The sequence below is a fragment of the Flavobacterium sp. genome (assembly GCF_027484705.1).
Classification (GTDB): Bacteria; Bacteroidota; Bacteroidia; order Flavobacteriales; family Flavobacteriaceae; genus Flavobacterium.
This window is the reverse complement of the sequence record NZ_JAIXSL010000012.1, coordinates 147,697-164,222: the sequence shown is the minus strand read 5'-3', so window position 1 is coordinate 164,222 and position 16,526 is coordinate 147,697. Positions and strand designations below refer to the sequence as shown.

Annotated in this window: 14 protein-coding genes and 1 pseudogene; 4 read left to right on the top strand and 11 right to left on the bottom strand. The window is 43.6% G+C overall.

The features are described 5' to 3' along the window. The first annotated feature begins 18 nt into the window (after positions 1–18). The 3 genes from Q0058_RS07455 to Q0058_RS07445 all read left to right on the top strand — a co-directional run bounded on the left by Q0058_RS07455 (position 19) and on the right by Q0058_RS07445 (position 5,097). Entirely contained in the window at positions 19–1,974 is a 1,956-nt protein-coding gene (locus Q0058_RS07455) for a biosynthetic peptidoglycan transglycosylase (RefSeq protein ID WP_298222444.1), read from the top strand. Positions 1,975–2,008: 34 nt separating this feature from the next. Continuing rightward, the gene (locus tag Q0058_RS07450) at positions 2,009–3,619 is read left to right on the top strand and encodes a DUF4139 domain-containing protein (protein WP_298222442.1); all 1,611 of its coding nucleotides are present in this window, start codon (positions 2,009–2,011) and stop codon (positions 3,617–3,619) included. A 110-nt stretch (positions 3,620–3,729) separates the two neighbouring features. Beyond that, complete coding sequence (locus Q0058_RS07445; RefSeq protein ID WP_298222440.1) at positions 3,730–5,097, top strand: PQQ-dependent sugar dehydrogenase; 1,368 nt, start codon at positions 3,730–3,732, stop codon at positions 5,095–5,097. 71 nt (positions 5,098–5,168) lie between these two features. On the opposite strand, the gene Q0058_RS07440 is transcribed toward Q0058_RS07445, so the two are convergent. Both Q0058_RS07440 and Q0058_RS07435 read right to left on the bottom strand, forming a co-directional pair. Then, complete coding sequence (locus Q0058_RS07440; RefSeq protein ID WP_298222438.1) at positions 5,169–6,128, bottom strand: OmpA family protein; 960 nt, start codon at positions 6,126–6,128, stop codon at positions 5,169–5,171. A 119-nt stretch (positions 6,129–6,247) separates the two neighbouring features. Beyond that, entirely contained in the window at positions 6,248–7,009 is a 762-nt protein-coding gene (locus tag Q0058_RS07435; RefSeq protein ID WP_298222436.1) for an exodeoxyribonuclease III, read from the bottom strand. A 123-nt stretch (positions 7,010–7,132) separates the two neighbouring features. On the opposite strand from Q0058_RS07435, the gene Q0058_RS07430 reads away from it, so the two are divergent. After that, the gene (locus Q0058_RS07430; protein ID WP_298222434.1) at positions 7,133–8,944 is read left to right on the top strand and encodes a lysophospholipid acyltransferase family protein; all 1,812 of its coding nucleotides are present in this window, start codon (positions 7,133–7,135) and stop codon (positions 8,942–8,944) included. 1 nt (position 8,945) lies between these two features. Here the strand turns inward: Q0058_RS07430 and Q0058_RS07425 are convergent, their stop codons facing one another. From Q0058_RS07425 to Q0058_RS07390, 9 genes and pseudogenes are all read right to left on the bottom strand, one after another. Further along, on the bottom strand, positions 8,946–9,320 hold the full coding sequence (locus Q0058_RS07425) for a VOC family protein (RefSeq protein ID WP_298222432.1): 375 nt from the start codon (positions 9,318–9,320) through the stop codon (positions 8,946–8,948). 48 nt (positions 9,321–9,368) lie between these two features. Further along, positions 9,369–9,662 carry an NINE protein gene (locus tag Q0058_RS07420; RefSeq protein WP_298222430.1) on the bottom strand — a complete coding sequence of 98 codons (294 nt, stop codon included), beginning with the start codon at positions 9,660–9,662 and terminating at the stop codon, positions 9,369–9,371. Between the two features lie 80 nt (positions 9,663–9,742). Continuing rightward, positions 9,743–10,108, bottom strand: coding sequence for a VOC family protein (locus Q0058_RS14535; protein WP_366869721.1), 366 nt, complete (start codon positions 10,106–10,108; stop codon positions 9,743–9,745). Between the two features lie 45 nt (positions 10,109–10,153). Beyond that, a pseudogene (locus Q0058_RS07415) lies at positions 10,154–11,095 on the bottom strand (2-hydroxyacid dehydrogenase); the annotation flags it as partial. Between the two features lie 241 nt (positions 11,096–11,336). After that, entirely contained in the window at positions 11,337–12,113 is a 777-nt protein-coding gene (gene proC, locus Q0058_RS07410) for a pyrroline-5-carboxylate reductase (RefSeq protein WP_298222429.1), read from the bottom strand. Between the two features lie 12 nt (positions 12,114–12,125). Further along, positions 12,126–13,475 carry a magnesium transporter gene (gene mgtE, locus Q0058_RS07405; protein WP_298222427.1) on the bottom strand — a complete coding sequence of 450 codons (1,350 nt, stop codon included), beginning with the start codon at positions 13,473–13,475 and terminating at the stop codon, positions 12,126–12,128. Next, entirely contained in the window at positions 13,465–14,244 is a 780-nt protein-coding gene (gene rsmA, locus Q0058_RS07400) for a 16S rRNA (adenine(1518)-N(6)/adenine(1519)-N(6))-dimethyltransferase RsmA (RefSeq protein WP_298222426.1), read from the bottom strand. The genes mgtE and rsmA overlap by 11 nt, the downstream gene beginning before the upstream one ends. A 77-nt stretch (positions 14,245–14,321) precedes the next feature. After that, a complete protein-coding gene (locus Q0058_RS07395) occupies positions 14,322–14,648 on the bottom strand; it encodes a DUF4286 family protein (protein ID WP_298222424.1) in 327 nt (108 codons plus the stop codon). 24 nt (positions 14,649–14,672) lie between these two features. Then, positions 14,673–16,448: a tetratricopeptide repeat protein gene (locus Q0058_RS07390; RefSeq protein ID WP_298222422.1), complete on the bottom strand. Its 1,776-nt coding sequence runs from the start codon at positions 16,446–16,448 to the stop codon at positions 14,673–14,675. Positions 16,449–16,526 lie beyond the last annotated feature (78 nt).

Sequence of the window (16,526 nt, the reverse complement as noted above, 5' to 3'; positions counted from 1 at the left end):
TAACAAGGAAATCTTACCATGGCCAAAACTACAAAGCAGAAACTTTTCCTTACCGCTAAAATCGTCGGCGTTTGCTTTGTGTTGCTAATTGTCAGTGTTTTTGTGTTTCGCGATGCTTTGTTACAAAAAGCGATTGCGCATATTTCGCACAAAATGGAAACCGATTACAACAGCAATTTCACGATCAAAAAAGCTTCTTTCGAAGGCTTCAATGGTGTATCGATGGAAGATATTTTACTGGTTCCGAAGAATGCCGATACGTTGTTGCAAATCGAATCCGTTAAAACCAAAGTCAATTTCTGGCATTTGTTTACCGGGAACATTCAATTGGGAAGTCTTGAAGCCAAAAATGGTTTTGTACAGTTGGTCAAAAATCAATACGGACGCAATTTCGACGCGTTCCTTCCCAAAAAAGATACGGTCGACACCGGTGAAAAACCGAATTACGCCAGACTGGTTTATCGTTTGCTGAACCGCGGACTCAATCTGGTTCCGACCGACATGAATCTGAAAAACCTGACCTTGCGCATGAACGACATGGGCAAAAAAGCCACGCTGCGCATGAACACACTCGTGCTCGCCGACAAACAAATGGAATCCGCGATAGAAGTGCATACCAACACGTTTACCCAACGCTGGAAGATTGCGGGTTTTGCCGATCCTAGAAACAAACAAACCGATCTTCGTTTTTTCAATATCGATTCCGGAAAAATCAAAGTGCCTTATTTTGATGAGCGTTACGGCATTCTTTCAAGCTTCGATTCGATCCGTTGGAAAGTTTCTAATATCGAAATGGATGGCGGCGAATTGCACGTCGATGGATTTACTTCAATCAGCAATTTCACTATAAACCATCCTAAAATCGCGAGCAAAGATGTCGTGATTAAAAAAGCGCGCTTCGATTACCATTTGTTGTTCGGAGAAAACTTTGTCGCAGTCGATAGCAGTTCTACCGCAACGCTGAACCAGATGCAATTCCATCCTTACGTTTCTTACAACAACGAAACGGATAAAATCTATACTTTGAAAGTCGCGATCCCGAAAATGAAAGCGCAAAACTTCATCAACGCTTTGCCCGAAGGATTGTTCCGCCATTTTGAAGGCATGGAAGCGAGCGGCGATTTCGATTTTCATCTGAATTTTGTTTACAACAAAAACAAACCTAGCGCGATTGTGCTCGACAGCCAACTCAACAAGCAAAACCTGGTCATCACCAAATACGGCGAGGCCAATCTGAGTATGCTCAACGGCCCGTTTATGTACCATGCGATCATCAATGATGTGCCGCAACGAGGCGTTTATGTCGGCGATTCCAATCCGAACTTTACGCCACTTAGCCAAATATCGCCGTTCTTGCGCAAATGTGTGCTCACGACCGAAGATCCGTCGTTTTTCTCGCACAAAGGCTTTATCAAAGAAGCGTTCAAGCAATCGATTGTTAAAAATATCAAAACACGAAAATTCTCCCGTGGCGGCAGTACAATCAGCATGCAGCTCATCAAGAATGTATTTTTGACGAGAGAGAAAACATTGTCCAGAAAAATGGAAGAAATCCTGTTGGTATACATTTTAGAAAACAACAGAATCGTCAGCAAAGAACGCATGCTCGAAGTGTATTTCAACATCATCGAATGGGGGCCAAACGTTTACGGCATCGGCGAAGCTTCCGAATTTTATTTCCAGAAAAGGCCTTCGGAACTCACTTTGAACGAATGTTTGTATTTGGCGAATATCGTTCCTAGCCCGAGAAATTTCATGTATCAGTTCAACGCTTATGGCAACTTGAAACCTTTTGCGGTGAGCCGTGAAAGAATGCTTAAGAATATTATGATGCGCCGCGGTTTGATTGCAGCCTACGACACGATCAACCAACTTCCGATTATGATTACAGGCGCCGCACGTTCTTATGTAAAAGTCAAAGAAGAACCCACGAGCGAAGCCGAATCGAATTCCATGGAAGAATTTGATTTTTAGGAGTTCGCTATTTATAAAACTTAATTTATCGTTTATGAAACATCTGATCGCATTACTGTTTTTACTACTGTTTGTAACCGCTCATGCCCAGAAACCCATATTCACGACCGCAAAAGTCGAGGCCGCGACGGTTTATTTCAACGCCGTGGAACTCACGCAATCCACTTCGGTGATGCTTCCCAAAGGCAGTAGCGAAATCGTGGTAAAAAATGTGGCGGATTATCTGAATGAAAGTACCGTTCAGATTGGCGCGCCATCAAATGTCACCGTGCTTTCGGTGCAGTTTACGAACAATTATATTTCGGAATATGAAATTGATGAAAAGTCGCCGTTGATCAAAAAAGTGCGCGACAGCATCAAACTCGTCGAAAAGGAAATCCAGAAAGTGAACAATGCCAAGGAAGCCGAAGCCAAAACGATTGAACTGCTCGATAAAAACCAACAGGTTTCAGGTTTGAATTCAGGTTTGAATGTAGCCGAACTCATGAAAATGATGGCCTATTACAAAACCAAAAGAACCGAAAGCCGCAATGCAATCGATGCACTTGAAGACCGAAGAATCAAACTCAATGAAACTTTATCCAATCTTCGAAACAAACTCGAGATCAACACGCAAAAGGAAGACAAAACCTCAAAAGGGAAACTGATTATTCAGGTGATGAATGAAGTCGCGGGCAACGTTGATTTCGACATCAATTACCTCAGCAACCAAGCGTCATGGTCGCCGTTTTACGATTTGAGAACCGAGAACATTTCAGCGCCGATCAACATGATGTATAAAGCGCAAGTTTCACAAAGCACCGGAATCGACTGGAAAAAAGTAAAATTGACTTTGTCGAGCGGCAACCCGAACCAGAACAACCAAGCGCCACAATTGAATGCGTGGTGGCTGCAATACAACCAACCTTACGCAGCCACAGCAGAATATGATAAAATGGAATTATCAGAAGTCGTCGTCACGTCTCAAGCCATAAGAAAAGAGAAAAAACAATTGGGTTATGCGGCGGCTCCAATCAATGCGAATATTGTAGAAAACCAGCTCAACGTTTCGTTTGACATTGCCATTCCATACGATATCTTATCGAACGGAAAAGCACACAGCGTGGCTTTAAAAGAACTGCAGCTGCCGGCCACTTATAAATATTATGCTGCGCCACGGGTGGAAAAAGAAGCGTTTTTGCTGGCCGAAATCAACGATTATTCGAAGTTCAATTTATTACCCGGAGAAGCCAATATCATTTTTGAAGGTTTGTATGTAGGCAAAACGTATATCAATCCGAACCAAACGTCAGATACGTTGAACCTCAGCATGGGCCGCGATAAGAAAATCTCGATCACGCGTGAGAAAGTCGTAGATAAATCGGGAACGAAATTCCTGTCATCGAAAAAAGAGCAGACTTTTACTTACGACATCACGATACGCAACAATAAAAAAGAAAGCATCCAGCTTTTGTTGAAAGACCAATATCCGCTGAGCTCCGATAAGGAAACCGAAGTGACTTTGATGGAAAGCAATGACGCCAAAAATAACACCGAAACCGGAATCTTGACCTGGGATCTGAACCTCAAACCCAATGAAACCAAAAAGCTTCGCATCAGTTATAAAGTGAAATACCCTAAGGATAAAATCATCGGAAATCTTTAGCAAAACCTATTTATAGGATTGCCCTTTTTTTGTATGTAATTCACTGCTAAAGCGATAACATACAAAAGGTTTGTTTATATTTACGCCGCTAATCAAATAAACAAACCGCTATGAAATCAATCTTTACTTTCCTTATTGGTCTTTTTATGGTCCCGTTTTGTATGGGTCAAACTGTCGGACTAACCTCATTTGCCACCGGATTATCAAGCCCGGTCGCGATTGAACATCCACCCGGAGATACACGAATGTTTGTCGTGCAACAATCCGGAGCCATCCGTATCATTAACCCTAACGGAACGATTAAACCCACTAATTTCCTAACACTCACCACGTCTACGATTTCGACCGGCGGTGAAAGAGGTTTATTAGGATTGGCGTTTCATCCGAACTATGCGACCAATGGCTATTTCTATTTAAATTATACCAATACAGCCGGAAATACGGTGATTGCGAGATATACCGTTTCAGCCAATCCCGATGTGGCTGATGCTACAAGCGCCGTACAAATCCTAACAGTCGCGCAACCTTTCTCGAACCACAACGGCGGTACTTTGAGATTCGGCCCTGATGGTTATCTTTATATCGGAATGGGCGACGGCGGAAGTAGTGGCGATCCCGGAAACAGAGCGCAAAACATCAATGAGAATTTGGGGAAAATGTTGCGTATCGATGTCGATTCAGCTTCCCCTTATGGCATTCCGGCAGACAATCCTTATGCTGGAGCCGTTGCGGGTAACGACGAAATTTGGGCTATCGGATTGCGCAATCCATGGAAGTTTTCTTTCGATATGGCCAATGGCGATTTATGGATTGCCGATGTAGGCCAAAACCAATATGAAGAAATCAACCACATTACGGCTCCGGCCACTCCAGGATTGAATTTCGGATGGAAATGCTACGAAGGAAACCATGTGTATTCTTCCTGTAGCGGTTCGGCTACATTTACCGCGCCAGTGGCTGAATACGATCATTCCAGTACTTGTTCTATAACCGGCGGTTATGTTTACCGCGGTACTCTTTATCCGAACCTTATCGGCAAATATATTTTTGCGGATTATTGCAGCAACAAGGTCGGTTATATCAATGATGCCGGAACTATTGTATGGACTTCAGCCTTTTCAGGAACGAACATCACGACTTTCGGACAAGATATTAATGGCGAAATATATGTAGGCGGCAGCGGAAACGGCACAATTTATAGAGCAATCGACACCTCTCTAAGCACGGCAAGTTTTGATAAAGAACAGTTTGAAATTTATCCGAACCCTGCACAAAACGAAGTGTTCTTTAAAACCAAAGGCTTGCAATTTCCTGCTATGCTGACTGTGGTGGATACTTCCGGAAAAACTTTGATCAAACGATCTATCAACGCTGATACCAATTCGATTTCTTTAGCTTCCTTGCAAAACGGATTGTATATCGTTTCAATTAACGACCCGTCGGGATTAAACATCAGTTCAAAATTATCCGTGAAATAAAAACACCAAAAGCTTTAAATAAAAAAGGTTCAACGTACTGTTGAACCTTTTTTATTGGATACTATTAAAACCTACAACTGATTGAGCATTTTAGAAATCTCATCAAGTTTCGGTGTGAGGATAATTTCGATTCTTCTGTTTTTGGCTTTGCCTTCGGCAGTTGCATTACTCACTAAAGGCGCATATTCGCTTCTTCCGGCTGCCGTCAGGTTCTGTTGGTTGATGCTTTTGTTCTCGCCTAAAATGGTTACAATCGCTGTGGCTCTCTTGGTCGATAAATCCCAGTTGTCGGCAATCGGGCCCGAACCTCCATAGGGATCATCGTCTGTGTGGCCTTCGATGAGTACTGAAATATCTGGGTTTGCGGCAAGCACTTTTCCGACTTCCACAACCGCTCTTCTTCCTTCGGAACCGACTGCCCAGCTTCCGGAACTGAACAATAGTTTGTTTTCCATCGAGACGTAGACTTTTCCGTTCTTCTGTTGTACCGTCAAACCTTTGCCTTCAAAACTGTTGAGCGCACTCGAAAGCGTTTCTTTGAGTTTTCGCATGTTGGCATCTTTGGCGGCCATGATTCTTTCGAGTTCTGCCAACCTTTCTGAACTGGCCTGCAAATCAGATTTTGCTTTGTCGAGTCGGTTTTGTTCTGCTGTCAGCGCTTTTTCCTTGTCGCCCAATTGTTTGAGCAGTTCTCGGTTTTTGTCCATGTTGGCTTCGAGTGCGTCGTTGCTGTTTTTCTCGAGTGCGGCATAAGAAGCCTGTAAAGCCTTTAAGTTATTGCTCGCCGAAAGGTAATCTGCGAGGTTCTTGTCGCTTTCCTGATGCGCGGCCCTGAGTTCTTCCTTGATCGCATTATAAGCCATGTCTAAATCGGCTTTCGATTTGATGCAATCATCGGTTTCGTCCTGAATGCGGCGGTTTTCCTTTTTAAGATCGGCGTATTTGTTTTCTAAATCCTGATAGACTTTCTTGGTGACACACGAAGAAGCCAACATCAGCAAGGTCAGTAAGAGCGTTATTTTATATTTCATAGTTCGGTTTGTTTTGTATTTTCTGTTGTAACGATTTACCTAGCCCTGATAGTAACGGAAATCCTTTTGTGCCGGTGTTCGGCATAAAAGATTGGGAGTGTATAGCAGGTTCCCGGCTCCTAAACAATCTCCACCAACGTCGGGCAATGGTCGGAATGTTTGGCTTCGGGTAAAATCACGGCGCGTTTGATGCGGTCTTTCAGGGTTTCGCTGACCAGACAATAATCGATGCGCCAACCTTTGTTGTTGCCCCTTGCGCCTGCGCGGTAACTCCACCAGGTGTAATGGTGCGGATCTTTGTTTAGATGGCGGAAACTGTCGATGAAACCGGTCTTCATAAACCCATCGAGCCAATCGCGTTCTTCGGGCAGAAATCCTGAAACGGTTTTGTTGCGGATCGGATCGTGAATGTCAATCGCTTGGTGGCAAATGTTGTAATCGCCGCAAATCACAAGGTTTGGAATCGTTTTCTTAAGCTCGTTGATGTAGTTTTGAAAATCGTCCATGAACATGAATTTGTGATCGAGTCTGGCGATGTTCGTACCCGAAGGCAAATACAGACTCATCACGGAAACATCGTCAAAATCTACACGGACGTTTCGGCCTTCAAAATCCATGTGCGCGATTCCGGTGCCGAATTGCACGTTGTTGGGTTTGATTTTCGATAAGATCGCGACGCCGCTGTAGCCTTTCTTTTCCGCCGGAAACCAATAATGATATGGGTAACCCGCGAGTTCAAAATCGAGTAACGGGATTTGGTCGGGAGTCGCTTTGATTTCCTGAAGGCAAATGACGTCGGGGTTGGCGGCTTGCAACCAGGAAATGAATCCTTTGGAGATGGCCGCGCGGATTCCGTTGACATTATACGAAATGATATTCATGCCGGGCGTTTAAATGTTGTCGTCCAAAAGTAATAAAAAACCGCAAAGTAAAATCAACAAAAAAGAAAGAAAATTAGCGTTTTTTGCTATCTTTGTTTCGGGCTCAACAAACAAAAAAACTACATGGGTTTAGTTACTGCTAAAGAAGTTGCAAAAGCGATCAACGCTGAAAAATACGGGATATTGGGCACTTTTTCAGGCTGGCTATTGATGAAAGTGCTGAAGATTTCAACCCTCAACAAAATCTACGACCGAAACAAACATCTTTCCGATGTGGAGTTCCTCAATGCGATTCTCGACGAGTTCCAGATCAATTTTGATATTCCTGAAGAAGATTTCAAACGACTTCCTAAAGACGGTGCTTACATCACGATTTCGAACCATCCTTTGGGCGGCATCGACGGTATTTTGCTGTTGAAACTGATGTTGGAGCGCGAGCCGAATTTTAAAATCATCGCCAACTTTTTGTTGCACCGCATCGACCCAATGAAGCCTTATATCATGCCGGTGAATCCGTTTGAAACGCACAAAGACGCCAAATCGAGCGTGGTCGGCATCAAAGAAACTTTACGCCATTTGAGCGATGGAAAGCCATTGGGAATGTTTCCTGCGGGTGAAGTTTCCACTTATAAAGACGGCAAACTCATGGTCGATAAGGCTTGGGAAGAAGGCGCGATCAAAGTCATCCGCAAAGCGCAGGTTCCGGTAGTTCCGATTTATTTCCATGCGAAGAACAGCCGGTTGTTTTACCTGTTGTCGCGTTTGAATCCGACGTTGAGAACCGCGAAACTACCGTCAGAATTACTCACCCAAAAAGACCGCATCATTAAAGTGCGCATCGGAAAACCGATTACGGTGGCCGAACAAAACGAACATACTACGATTGAAGATTATTCGGAATTCCTGAGAAAGAAAACCTACATGCTCGCGAATTCTTTCGATAAAGACAATAATTTCTTATCGGATCTGAACCAACTGCAACTCAAGCTTCCGAGAAGCCCGAAGCAGATCGCGACGCCTGCCAATCAGGAAAATATGATCGCAGAAGTCGAGAGCCTCAGACAATCGAATTCGCGGTTGACGCACAGCAAAAATTACGAAGTGTTTTTTACGGAAGCCAATAAAATACCTAACATTCTGCACGAAATCGGGCGTTTGCGCGAAGTGACTTTCCGCGAAATCGGCGAAGGCACGAATAATTCCTTAGACCTCGACAAATACGATCAGTATTATCATCACTTGTTTCTTTGGGATGAAGAAGCCCAGAAAATTGCGGGTGCGTATCGTATGGGATTGGGTTCTGAAATTTTCCCTAAATACGGTATCGACGGTTTTTATCTGCAAGAATTATTTCGTTTCGAACCCGAACTTTTCGACATGATGAGCAAATCGATTGAAATGGGCCGTGCGTTCATCACCAAAGATTACCAACTCAAACCCATGCCATTATTTCTGTTGTGGAAAGGCATCGTGCATACGACTTTGCGCCATCCGGAGCACAAATTTTTAATTGGCGGCGTGAGCATCAGCAACCAGTTTACCGATTTCTCGAAATCATTGATGATCGAGTTTATGAAGTCGCATTATTACGATCCGTATATCGCGCAATACATTCACCCGAAAAAAGAATTCCGCGTGAAACTCAAAGATGCCGACAAGGATTTTATTTTCGATGAAGCCGAAGCCGATTTGGTGAAGTTCGACAAGATTATTGATGAAATTGAGCCGGGCACTTTAAGACTTCCGGTACTGATTAAAAAATACATCAAGCAGAATGCGCGTGTAGTGGCTTTTAATGTCGATCCGTTGTTCAACAATGCGATTGATGGTCTGATGTATATTCGAATCGCGGACTTACCCGAAAGCACTATGAAACCTGTTATGGAAGAATTTCAGGCAGAGCTTGAGCGCAAACTCGCGGAAAAAGGCGAATAAATTACGGGATGCGCCACGGCGGATATTTCCTGTTTTTTCCTGCGCAATACAAAATCAACTGATTGTTATCGAGATCTTTGATTCTAGCCTCGCGCCACAACCATTCTTTATCGTTAGGCATTTCTTCAAAAACATAACCTTTCTGAAGGAGTTCCGTTACTTTTTGATCGAGGTTTTCAATTTCAAAGTAGAGCCAAGTGCTGCCATTATTGGGAATTTCAGATTGGTGCAGCGAAAAAGTCGACGCGCCGTCCGGACATTCAAACCTCGCGTATTTGGGCAGCGATTTTACAATCAGGCGCAATCCCAGATTTTCATAAAACTCAATCGATTGTTCGACATTGGAAACGGCAATGGTGATTTGATTCAGATTCATAAACTAAGCTCCAATAAAAAAGAGGAATAAACTTCCTCTTTCTGTTTTTTAAAACCATCCTTTTTTATTGACCTGATACATTTGGTAGAATTCCTCATCGGTTTTGGTCAGGTAGATAATGCCTTCTATAAATCCGATGATGCTGCCAATGCCGCAAGTGACCACCGAAATGACGATTTGAATGATCCCTTCATTGGTGTAGCCGAGTATGAATTTATGAATCCCTAAACCGCCTAATAAAATCCCTAATATGCCGGCCACCACTTTCTTGTTTTCAGGCAGCGACTGTGGCGCTTGTGGCGGTGGCGGCTGGTTCCAGGCCTCGTGTTTTTCGTTTTCCATGGTTTTTGTTTTTATTCCGCTGCGCTCCATACAATTCGGCTGCGCCTCGGGTGTTAGTTGATTTTATAAAAGTAAAAAAATTATTGGAATGCGCTATCGATGGGTTCCCAAAGTTCAATTTTATTTCCTTCCGGATCGAGAATCCAGGCGAACTTTCCGTAATCATAGGTTTCCATGTCGCCCACGATGGTGACGCCTTCGTGCTTTAGATTTTCTAATAAGGTTTTTAAATTTTCAACCCGGAAATTCTGCATGAATTGCTTTTCACTGGGTTGAAAGTAAGTCGTATCGTCTTTAAACGGCGACCATTGCGTAGAACAGTCGTTCCCGTTTTGATCTTTCCACCAAAAGGTGGAGCCGTATTGATCGGTTTTTAAGCCAAGGTATTTCCCGTACCAAGCCACCAATGCTTTTGAATCTTTTGCTTTGAAAAATATGCCGCCCATTCCGGTGACTCTTTTGGGTTCTTCGGTTGATTCAGGTGCGCCGAAATACAACGTTTTGATTTTATCCACGATGACTTGCGCCAACCTTTCGTGGCTTTCAAACGTCCAGCCGGCGATGTGTGGCGTGAGGATGACTTTGTCGGATTGCAGCAAATATTGATACGGTTTCGGCACATCGGAATCGCTGGCGAGGGTTTCAAAAGAAAGGTTCTCATATTCATTGACGTCAAGACCGGCGCCTAAAATTTTTCCGGATTCGAGCGCGGCAACCAAATCAGCAGTCACAACATTTTTGCCTCTCGCGGTATTGAGCAGCCAGAACGGTTTTTGAAAAGCGTTGATAAAACTGTTGTTGACCATGCCGTTGGTTTGCGGCGTCCATGGAATATGTAAACTCAGCACGTCTGACTTTTGCTGTAATTCCTCGAGTGAAACTTGCTTAGCATTGGAATCTCCGACATTTTCAAGAATGTCATAACACAAGACTTCCACCTCAAAACCACGTAGTTTTTTGGCGAACGATTTTCCCATATTGCCATAGCCGATGATGCCTACGGTTTTGCCATCGAGTTCGTGGCCGCGGTTTTTTTCTCGGTTCCAATGACCGGATTTGATGTCGTTGTCGGCTTTGTTGATGTTGTTGAAAAGCGACAAAAGCAAAGCTAAAGTATGTTCGCCGACAGCGTTTCGGTTGCCTTCGGGCGCTGCGATGAGTGTGATATTTTTGCTCGCGGCGTAATCGCAATCGATGCTTTCGAGACCGGCTCCGACGCGTGCGATGAATTTTAAATGGGTGGCTTTGTCTAAAAATTCTTTGTCGATTTTGAAGCGGCTGCGAATCACGATGCCTTGGTATTCGTAGATTTTTTTTTCGATATCGGCTTTTGACGAAGTGAAATCGTCGTCGTTGGTAAAACCGGCTTGCTGCAACTGTTCTTTGAGTAAGGGATGGTTGCTGTCGAGATGGAGGATTTTGATATTCGTCATTTGAGCGGGAATGTGTTTCAAAAATACAAATTTGATTTGGAATTCGGGGCTGCATTAAGGATTGGAACGGCATCCTTTTGTGGCGGCGTTCGACACAAAAGATATAGTGCAAAGCCTGACCCTTTTGGGAATGCCAAAATAAAAATTACCTAGGAAAAATTGGCACGCGGATAACACAGATTTGACGGATTTTACTGATTTATCTGCGTTGATCTGCGAAATCCGCCAAATCCGCGTGCCATCATTCTTTAATTTTGTTGAGCGATGTCTTGATACCTTTAATCAGTGATGAACTGAAACCTTGGTGTTCCATTTCGTTGAGGCCGACAATCGTGCAGCCTTGCGGTGTGGTAACGCGGTCTATGAGTTGTTCGGGATGGATTTTCTCTTCGAGTAGCATTTGTGCCGCGCCTTTTGCCGTTTGGGAAGCAATCGCTAAAGCGGTTTGGGAATCGAAACCGATTTCTATTCCGGCTTGCATCGATGCGCGAATATATCGTAAAGCATATGCGGTTCCGCAGGCTCCGAGTACGGTTGCGGCATCCATGAGTTTTTCTTCGATGACCGGTGCGGTGCCGAGTTTCTGGAACAAATCGACTATGGGTTGTGCGGCAGTTTTGTCTTTGTCGGTGAAGGCAATGCAAGTCGCTGATTCGCCGAACTGGATCGCAATGTTGGGCATGATGCGGACAATGCTGCAAGTATTTTGAGTGGCTGTTTGGAGGTTTTCGAGCGTAACGCCACTGACTGCTGAAGCTAGTACTTTTCCTGAAATGAGCGGGGTGATTTCGTTGAGCACCACATCGACTTGGTAAGGTTTGATCGTCAGAATCACCAAATCTGCTTTTTGGATTTCGTGGATGTTGCTGTTCGAAACCTTGATGCCTTTGTCTTTGAGGTATTCGATGCTTTCGATATTTCTTCTGGTGATGGACACCTGATGTCCGGTAGTATATTTTGAAATGCCCAACGCGATGGCCACGCCGAGATTTCCGCCGCCTATGATGTGTATGTTCATGATGTTGTTGTTTTAAAATCCTAAAATCAATCGTGCGATGCCGAAATAAAGTATGATGCCGAAAACGTCATTCGTGGTGGTGATAAACGGTCCGGTCGCAATGGCGGGATCGATTTTGTTTTTGTGCAGAAATAGCGGAACGAGTGTGCCTAAAGTCGCTGCAAACAAAATCACGACGATGATTGATGTTGATATCGCGACACCAACTAAATATTGCTGGTACATGATGGAATGGTAAATCAAGAGCAGCATCGAAATGATGGTTCCTGAAATCATCGAAACCGTGAGTTCCTTCGTGAAATAGTTACGGCTGAATTGCTTTAAAGTGCCATTGGCCAAACCTTGCACGACAATCGCAGAAGCCTGAACACCAATATTTCCGGCGGTCGCGGAAAGTAACGGAACGAAAATGATCAACGTGGAATATTTTTGGAATGCTGCTTCGTTTCCTTTGAGCACATAAGAAGCAAAGATCTCGATGACCATACCTATTAACAGCCACGGCAAACGCGCCTTGGTCAATTCGAGAACGGTATCTCCCGCTTCAACGTCCTGCGTGATACCCGCGGCCAACTGGTAATCTTTGTCGGCTTCGTCCTTGATGACGTCTACGATATCATCGATGGTGATGCGGCCTACGAGACGTCCGAGTTCATCGACTACGGGAATCGCTTCAAGGTCATATTTCTGCATGATTCTCGCAACTTCAACGTCCTCGGTGTCGACTTTGACGGAATTGAGTTTGCTGATGTAAATATCACGGATTGGTGTTTTGGTAGAAGTCGTGAGTAAGTCTTTCAACGACAATCTTCCTTTGAGACGGTCTTCATCATCGACAACATAAATCGAATGCACGCGCGAAATGTTTTCTGCCTGAATGCGCATTTCTTTGACGCAGGTTAAGACGTTCCAGTTCTCGTTGACTTTCACGAGTTCTTTGTGCATGATTCCACCAGCGGTATCTTCATCGTAACGCAACAAATCGACGATGTCTTTCGCGTGCTCAACGTCTTGCAACTCGGAGATTACTTCTTCTTTTCGGTCTTTGGAAAGTTCGGCGATGATGTCCGCCGCGTCATTGGTTTCAAGCTCATCAAGCTCTTCGGCGATTTCTTTTGGCGACAAGCGGTTGAGTATGTTCTCACGCAAATCGTCTTCGAGTTCGAGCAGGATTTCAGCGGTTTTCTCGCTGTCGAGTACCTTAAAAATATAAGTCGCTTCGTCGAAATCGAGTTCGTCCAGAATTTCGGCAATATCAGCATGGTGCAAGTCATTCAATAAAATTTCGAGTTGCTCGTCATTTTTATTTTGAATAAGTTGCTCTAATTGAACGATTAGCTCTTTGCTGATTTTAAACTCCATCGGCTTCTATTTTTTGGGTGAGCCCGATAAATTGTTCTACTGACAATTGCTCCGGACGCAGGTCAAAGATACTATCTTCTCTTAAATTATTGCTTAAATTTAAAGTTTTTAAACTGTTGCGCAAGGTTTTGCGGCGTTGTTGGAAGGCCGTTTTTACTACGGTAAACAACAATTTCTCATTGCATTCCAAAGTGAAATTTTCTTTTCTGCGCAATCTCAAAACGCCCGATTTTACTTTAGGAGGCGGAATGAAAACGTCTTCATTGACCGTGAACAAATATTCGGCATCATAAAAAGCTTGGGCCAAAACGGAAAGGATTCCGTAGGCTTTGCTTCCTTTTTTCTCGCAGATGCGCTGGGCGACTTCCTTCTGGAACATGCCCGAGAATTCAGGAATCTGATGGCGCAATTCGAGCATTCGAAACACAATCTGTGTGGAAATATTGTAAGGAAAATTGCCGATGATCGCGAAAGGCCTGCCTTCAAAAACTTCATTGATGTTGTATTTCAAAAAGTCTTTGGCAATGATTTTTCCATGAAGTTTCGGGTAATTATTTTCTAAATATGCCACCGATTCGGTATCGATTTCTATGACGTAAGTGTTCGTAGGTTTATCTAAAAGGTATTTTGTGAGCACGCCCATTCCGGGACCGATTTCGAGAATGTCGTTGTAACCTTCAAAATTTAAAGTATCGGCAATCGCTTTGGCAATGCTCTCGTCTTTGAGGAAATGTTGTCCGAGGTGTTTTTTGGCTGTTACTTTTTCCATGGTAAATTACTTACAAAGGCGTTAAGGTTTTACTGCATGAATCTTAAAATCTTACAGTCTTGAAATCTGATAATCCTTTAATTGTTGTTTGGCCAGAATTCCGACAACACTTCGAGTTCAGTTCTGAACGCGAGCATTTTGTCGCCGAACAGCCGTTGCCCTTCTTCTCGCAAACGCGGGGCGTCATTTTGGTAATATTGCTCTAAAGTGGCTTTGCTGTCGGTCGCGTATTGAATCGCATAAGTTTGTCCGCCCATTTCCTCAACCACGAGCACTTTGACCATGCGCGCTGATGAGAATTTCCCGGTGGCCAAAACTTCGGGTATGTGTTTGTCCTGCATCCAGCGGAGCCATTGGTCGTGAACGCTGTCGTCGATGTTGATGGTGACGTTGTATAATAGCATGTGGTTTGGTTATTCGTTAAAACCTTAGAGTGTCGTGTCGCCGCGCAATTGTCTGAATTTCTTCCGCGCATCGGTATAATAAATACTGTCTTCGTGGTGAAAAATAATTTGCTCGTAATACGCTTTTGCTTTTTCGGTGTTGTGTTGTTTGTTGTAGATTTCGGCCGCGAAATAATAAGCTTCGTCAATATAAATGCCGTCTTTATGCTGATCGATAATCGCTTGATATTGCGTCAACGCGGTGTTGTCATCGCCAAGTTTTTCGTAGACTTTTCCCAATCGATACAAAGTCACGGCTTCAATTTCCTGTCCTTTGAAACTTTTTAAAATCGATTGAAATTGGCTTAAGGCTTCCTGATTTTTATTTTGGTACAACAAGTAATCTGCGTGCGCGAATTGTTTGAGCGCGGTTTGCGTTGAGTCGGCTACGGTGTTGTCATTGATCAACAGGAAATATTCCAAAGCGTCGTTGGCAATCAGTTGTGTGGAAGCCGATTTCAATTCCTTGAACTGCTTTTGCGCCCATTGAAAATCGGTTTTAAAATAACTCGTTTTGGCCGCTTTCAAACTCGCTTCGTGTCCGACGACGGCGTTTTTCAGATCATTTTCAATTTGGGAATAATAGATCAAGGCTTGGTTGAATTTCTCTTCGTACAATAAAATATCGGCCAATTCCATTTTGACATCGGCTTTCTGATATTCGTTGAGTGGTAAATTCAAAGCGGTTTTCAGGATGTTTTTCCCGGTTTCCGAATTCTTCAGATAAAACGTGGTGAAGTGCGCCTGCAAAATCTGCAACGACAACGAATAAGGGCTGATGCCGAATTCTTTGAGCAGCAAATCAAGTTCTGAAGCTACAGCCGGATATTCTTTTTCGGTGGCTTGATCGATGCGAAGTTGCATCAGGTAAGTGTGCGACTGAATCAGCAAGTCGAGATCTTTGGTGTTCTCCAGTACGAATTGAAAAATTTCTTTGGCGGTTTCTTTGTCGCCTTCCTCGATGGCTAGTTGCGCTAAATTTACAATGTTCGAAAAGGTTTCAGGGTTTCTTCTGTAAATGGCTTTTTGCTGAATGAATGCCTTTCCGTATTCTTTCTGCTGGACGTAAAACCAGCTCAAATAGTCGTTCCAAAATACATCTTGGCTTTTTTGGGTTTTCAGAATTAATGCTTTGCGTAAGGATTCATTGAAGTTGACATCGGCGTCTTCAGTCATAAAGCGCGTCAGTTGGTTCTGGATCATCACGTTGTTTTGCGGATTCGCGTAGGCTTCGGTCAGGAATTTCTCGATCATCATATCGGTATTGCCCATTTGCCCGTAAAGCAACGCCATCTGGAAATTGAAATTGAATTTCGGCTCGAGCGTCAAGGCGAGTTCGTACGATTTCAAAGCGTATTCCAGCAATGATTTTTTTTCGAAAGTCGTTGCGATATTGTAGACTTCGTTAGGACTTTTTTCGATGGCTCCTAAGGCTTCTTCGTAGTACTTTTTGGCATTCACCCCATCTTTGCGCAGTTGGAAATTATAACCCAATTCGACCAAAAGGCTCGTTTGATGCACAAATTTAATGCGGTCCTGAATGGCTTTGTCGGCCAATTCGAACTGTTGCAATTGCTGCTCACATTCAACCACTTTTTGAAAATATAAACTGTTGTAAGGTTGCGCTTTGAGCAGTTCCTCGAAACTGATCTTGGCTTTTTCGAAGTCGCCTTTGTCAAAATAGTTCTGTGCCAACTGCTCGTTTTGTGAAAAAACGATTCCGGAGCAAAGCAGAGTAAGTAAGCAGACTATTTTTTTCATGTATGGGCAGTAAAAAACAATGTACTAAAGTAACACATTTGTGCCAGATTTAGTACAATCGCTATAGAAAGATTAACT

Bases quoted from the DNA above. Each gene is read 5' to 3' on its own strand.
- Q0058_RS07455 (WP_298222444.1), top strand. From the start codon at position 19: ATGGCCAAAACTACAAAGCAGAAACTTTTCCTTACCGCTAAAATCGTC.
- Q0058_RS07450 (WP_298222442.1), top strand. From the start codon at position 2,009: ATGAAACATCTGATCGCATTACTGTTTTTACTACTGTTTGTAACCGCT.
- Q0058_RS07445 (WP_298222440.1), top strand. From the start codon at position 3,730: ATGAAATCAATCTTTACTTTCCTTATTGGTCTTTTTATGGTCCCGTTT.
- Q0058_RS07440 (WP_298222438.1), bottom strand. From the start codon at position 6,128: ATGAAATATAAAATAACGCTCTTACTGACCTTGCTGATGTTGGCTTCT.
- Q0058_RS07435 (WP_298222436.1), bottom strand. From the start codon at position 7,009: ATGAATATCATTTCGTATAATGTCAACGGAATCCGCGCGGCCATCTCC.
- Q0058_RS07430 (WP_298222434.1), top strand. From the start codon at position 7,133: ATGGGTTTAGTTACTGCTAAAGAAGTTGCAAAAGCGATCAACGCTGAA.
- Q0058_RS07425 (WP_298222432.1), bottom strand. From the start codon at position 9,320: ATGAATCTGAATCAAATCACCATTGCCGTTTCCAATGTCGAACAATCG.
- Q0058_RS07420 (WP_298222430.1), bottom strand. From the start codon at position 9,662: ATGGAAAACGAAAAACACGAGGCCTGGAACCAGCCGCCACCGCCACAA.
- Q0058_RS14535 (WP_366869721.1), bottom strand. From the start codon at position 10,108: ATGGGCGGCATATTTTTCAAAGCAAAAGATTCAAAAGCATTGGTGGCT.
- proC (WP_298222429.1), bottom strand. From the start codon at position 12,113: ATGAACATACACATCATAGGCGGCGGAAATCTCGGCGTGGCCATCGCG.
- mgtE (WP_298222427.1), bottom strand. From the start codon at position 13,475: ATGGAGTTTAAAATCAGCAAAGAGCTAATCGTTCAATTAGAGCAACTT.
- rsmA (WP_298222426.1), bottom strand. From the start codon at position 14,244: ATGGAAAAAGTAACAGCCAAAAAACACCTCGGACAACATTTCCTCAAA.
- Q0058_RS07395 (WP_298222424.1), bottom strand. From the start codon at position 14,648: ATGCTATTATACAACGTCACCATCAACATCGACGACAGCGTTCACGAC.
- Q0058_RS07390 (WP_298222422.1), bottom strand. From the start codon at position 16,448: ATGAAAAAAATAGTCTGCTTACTTACTCTGCTTTGCTCCGGAATCGTT.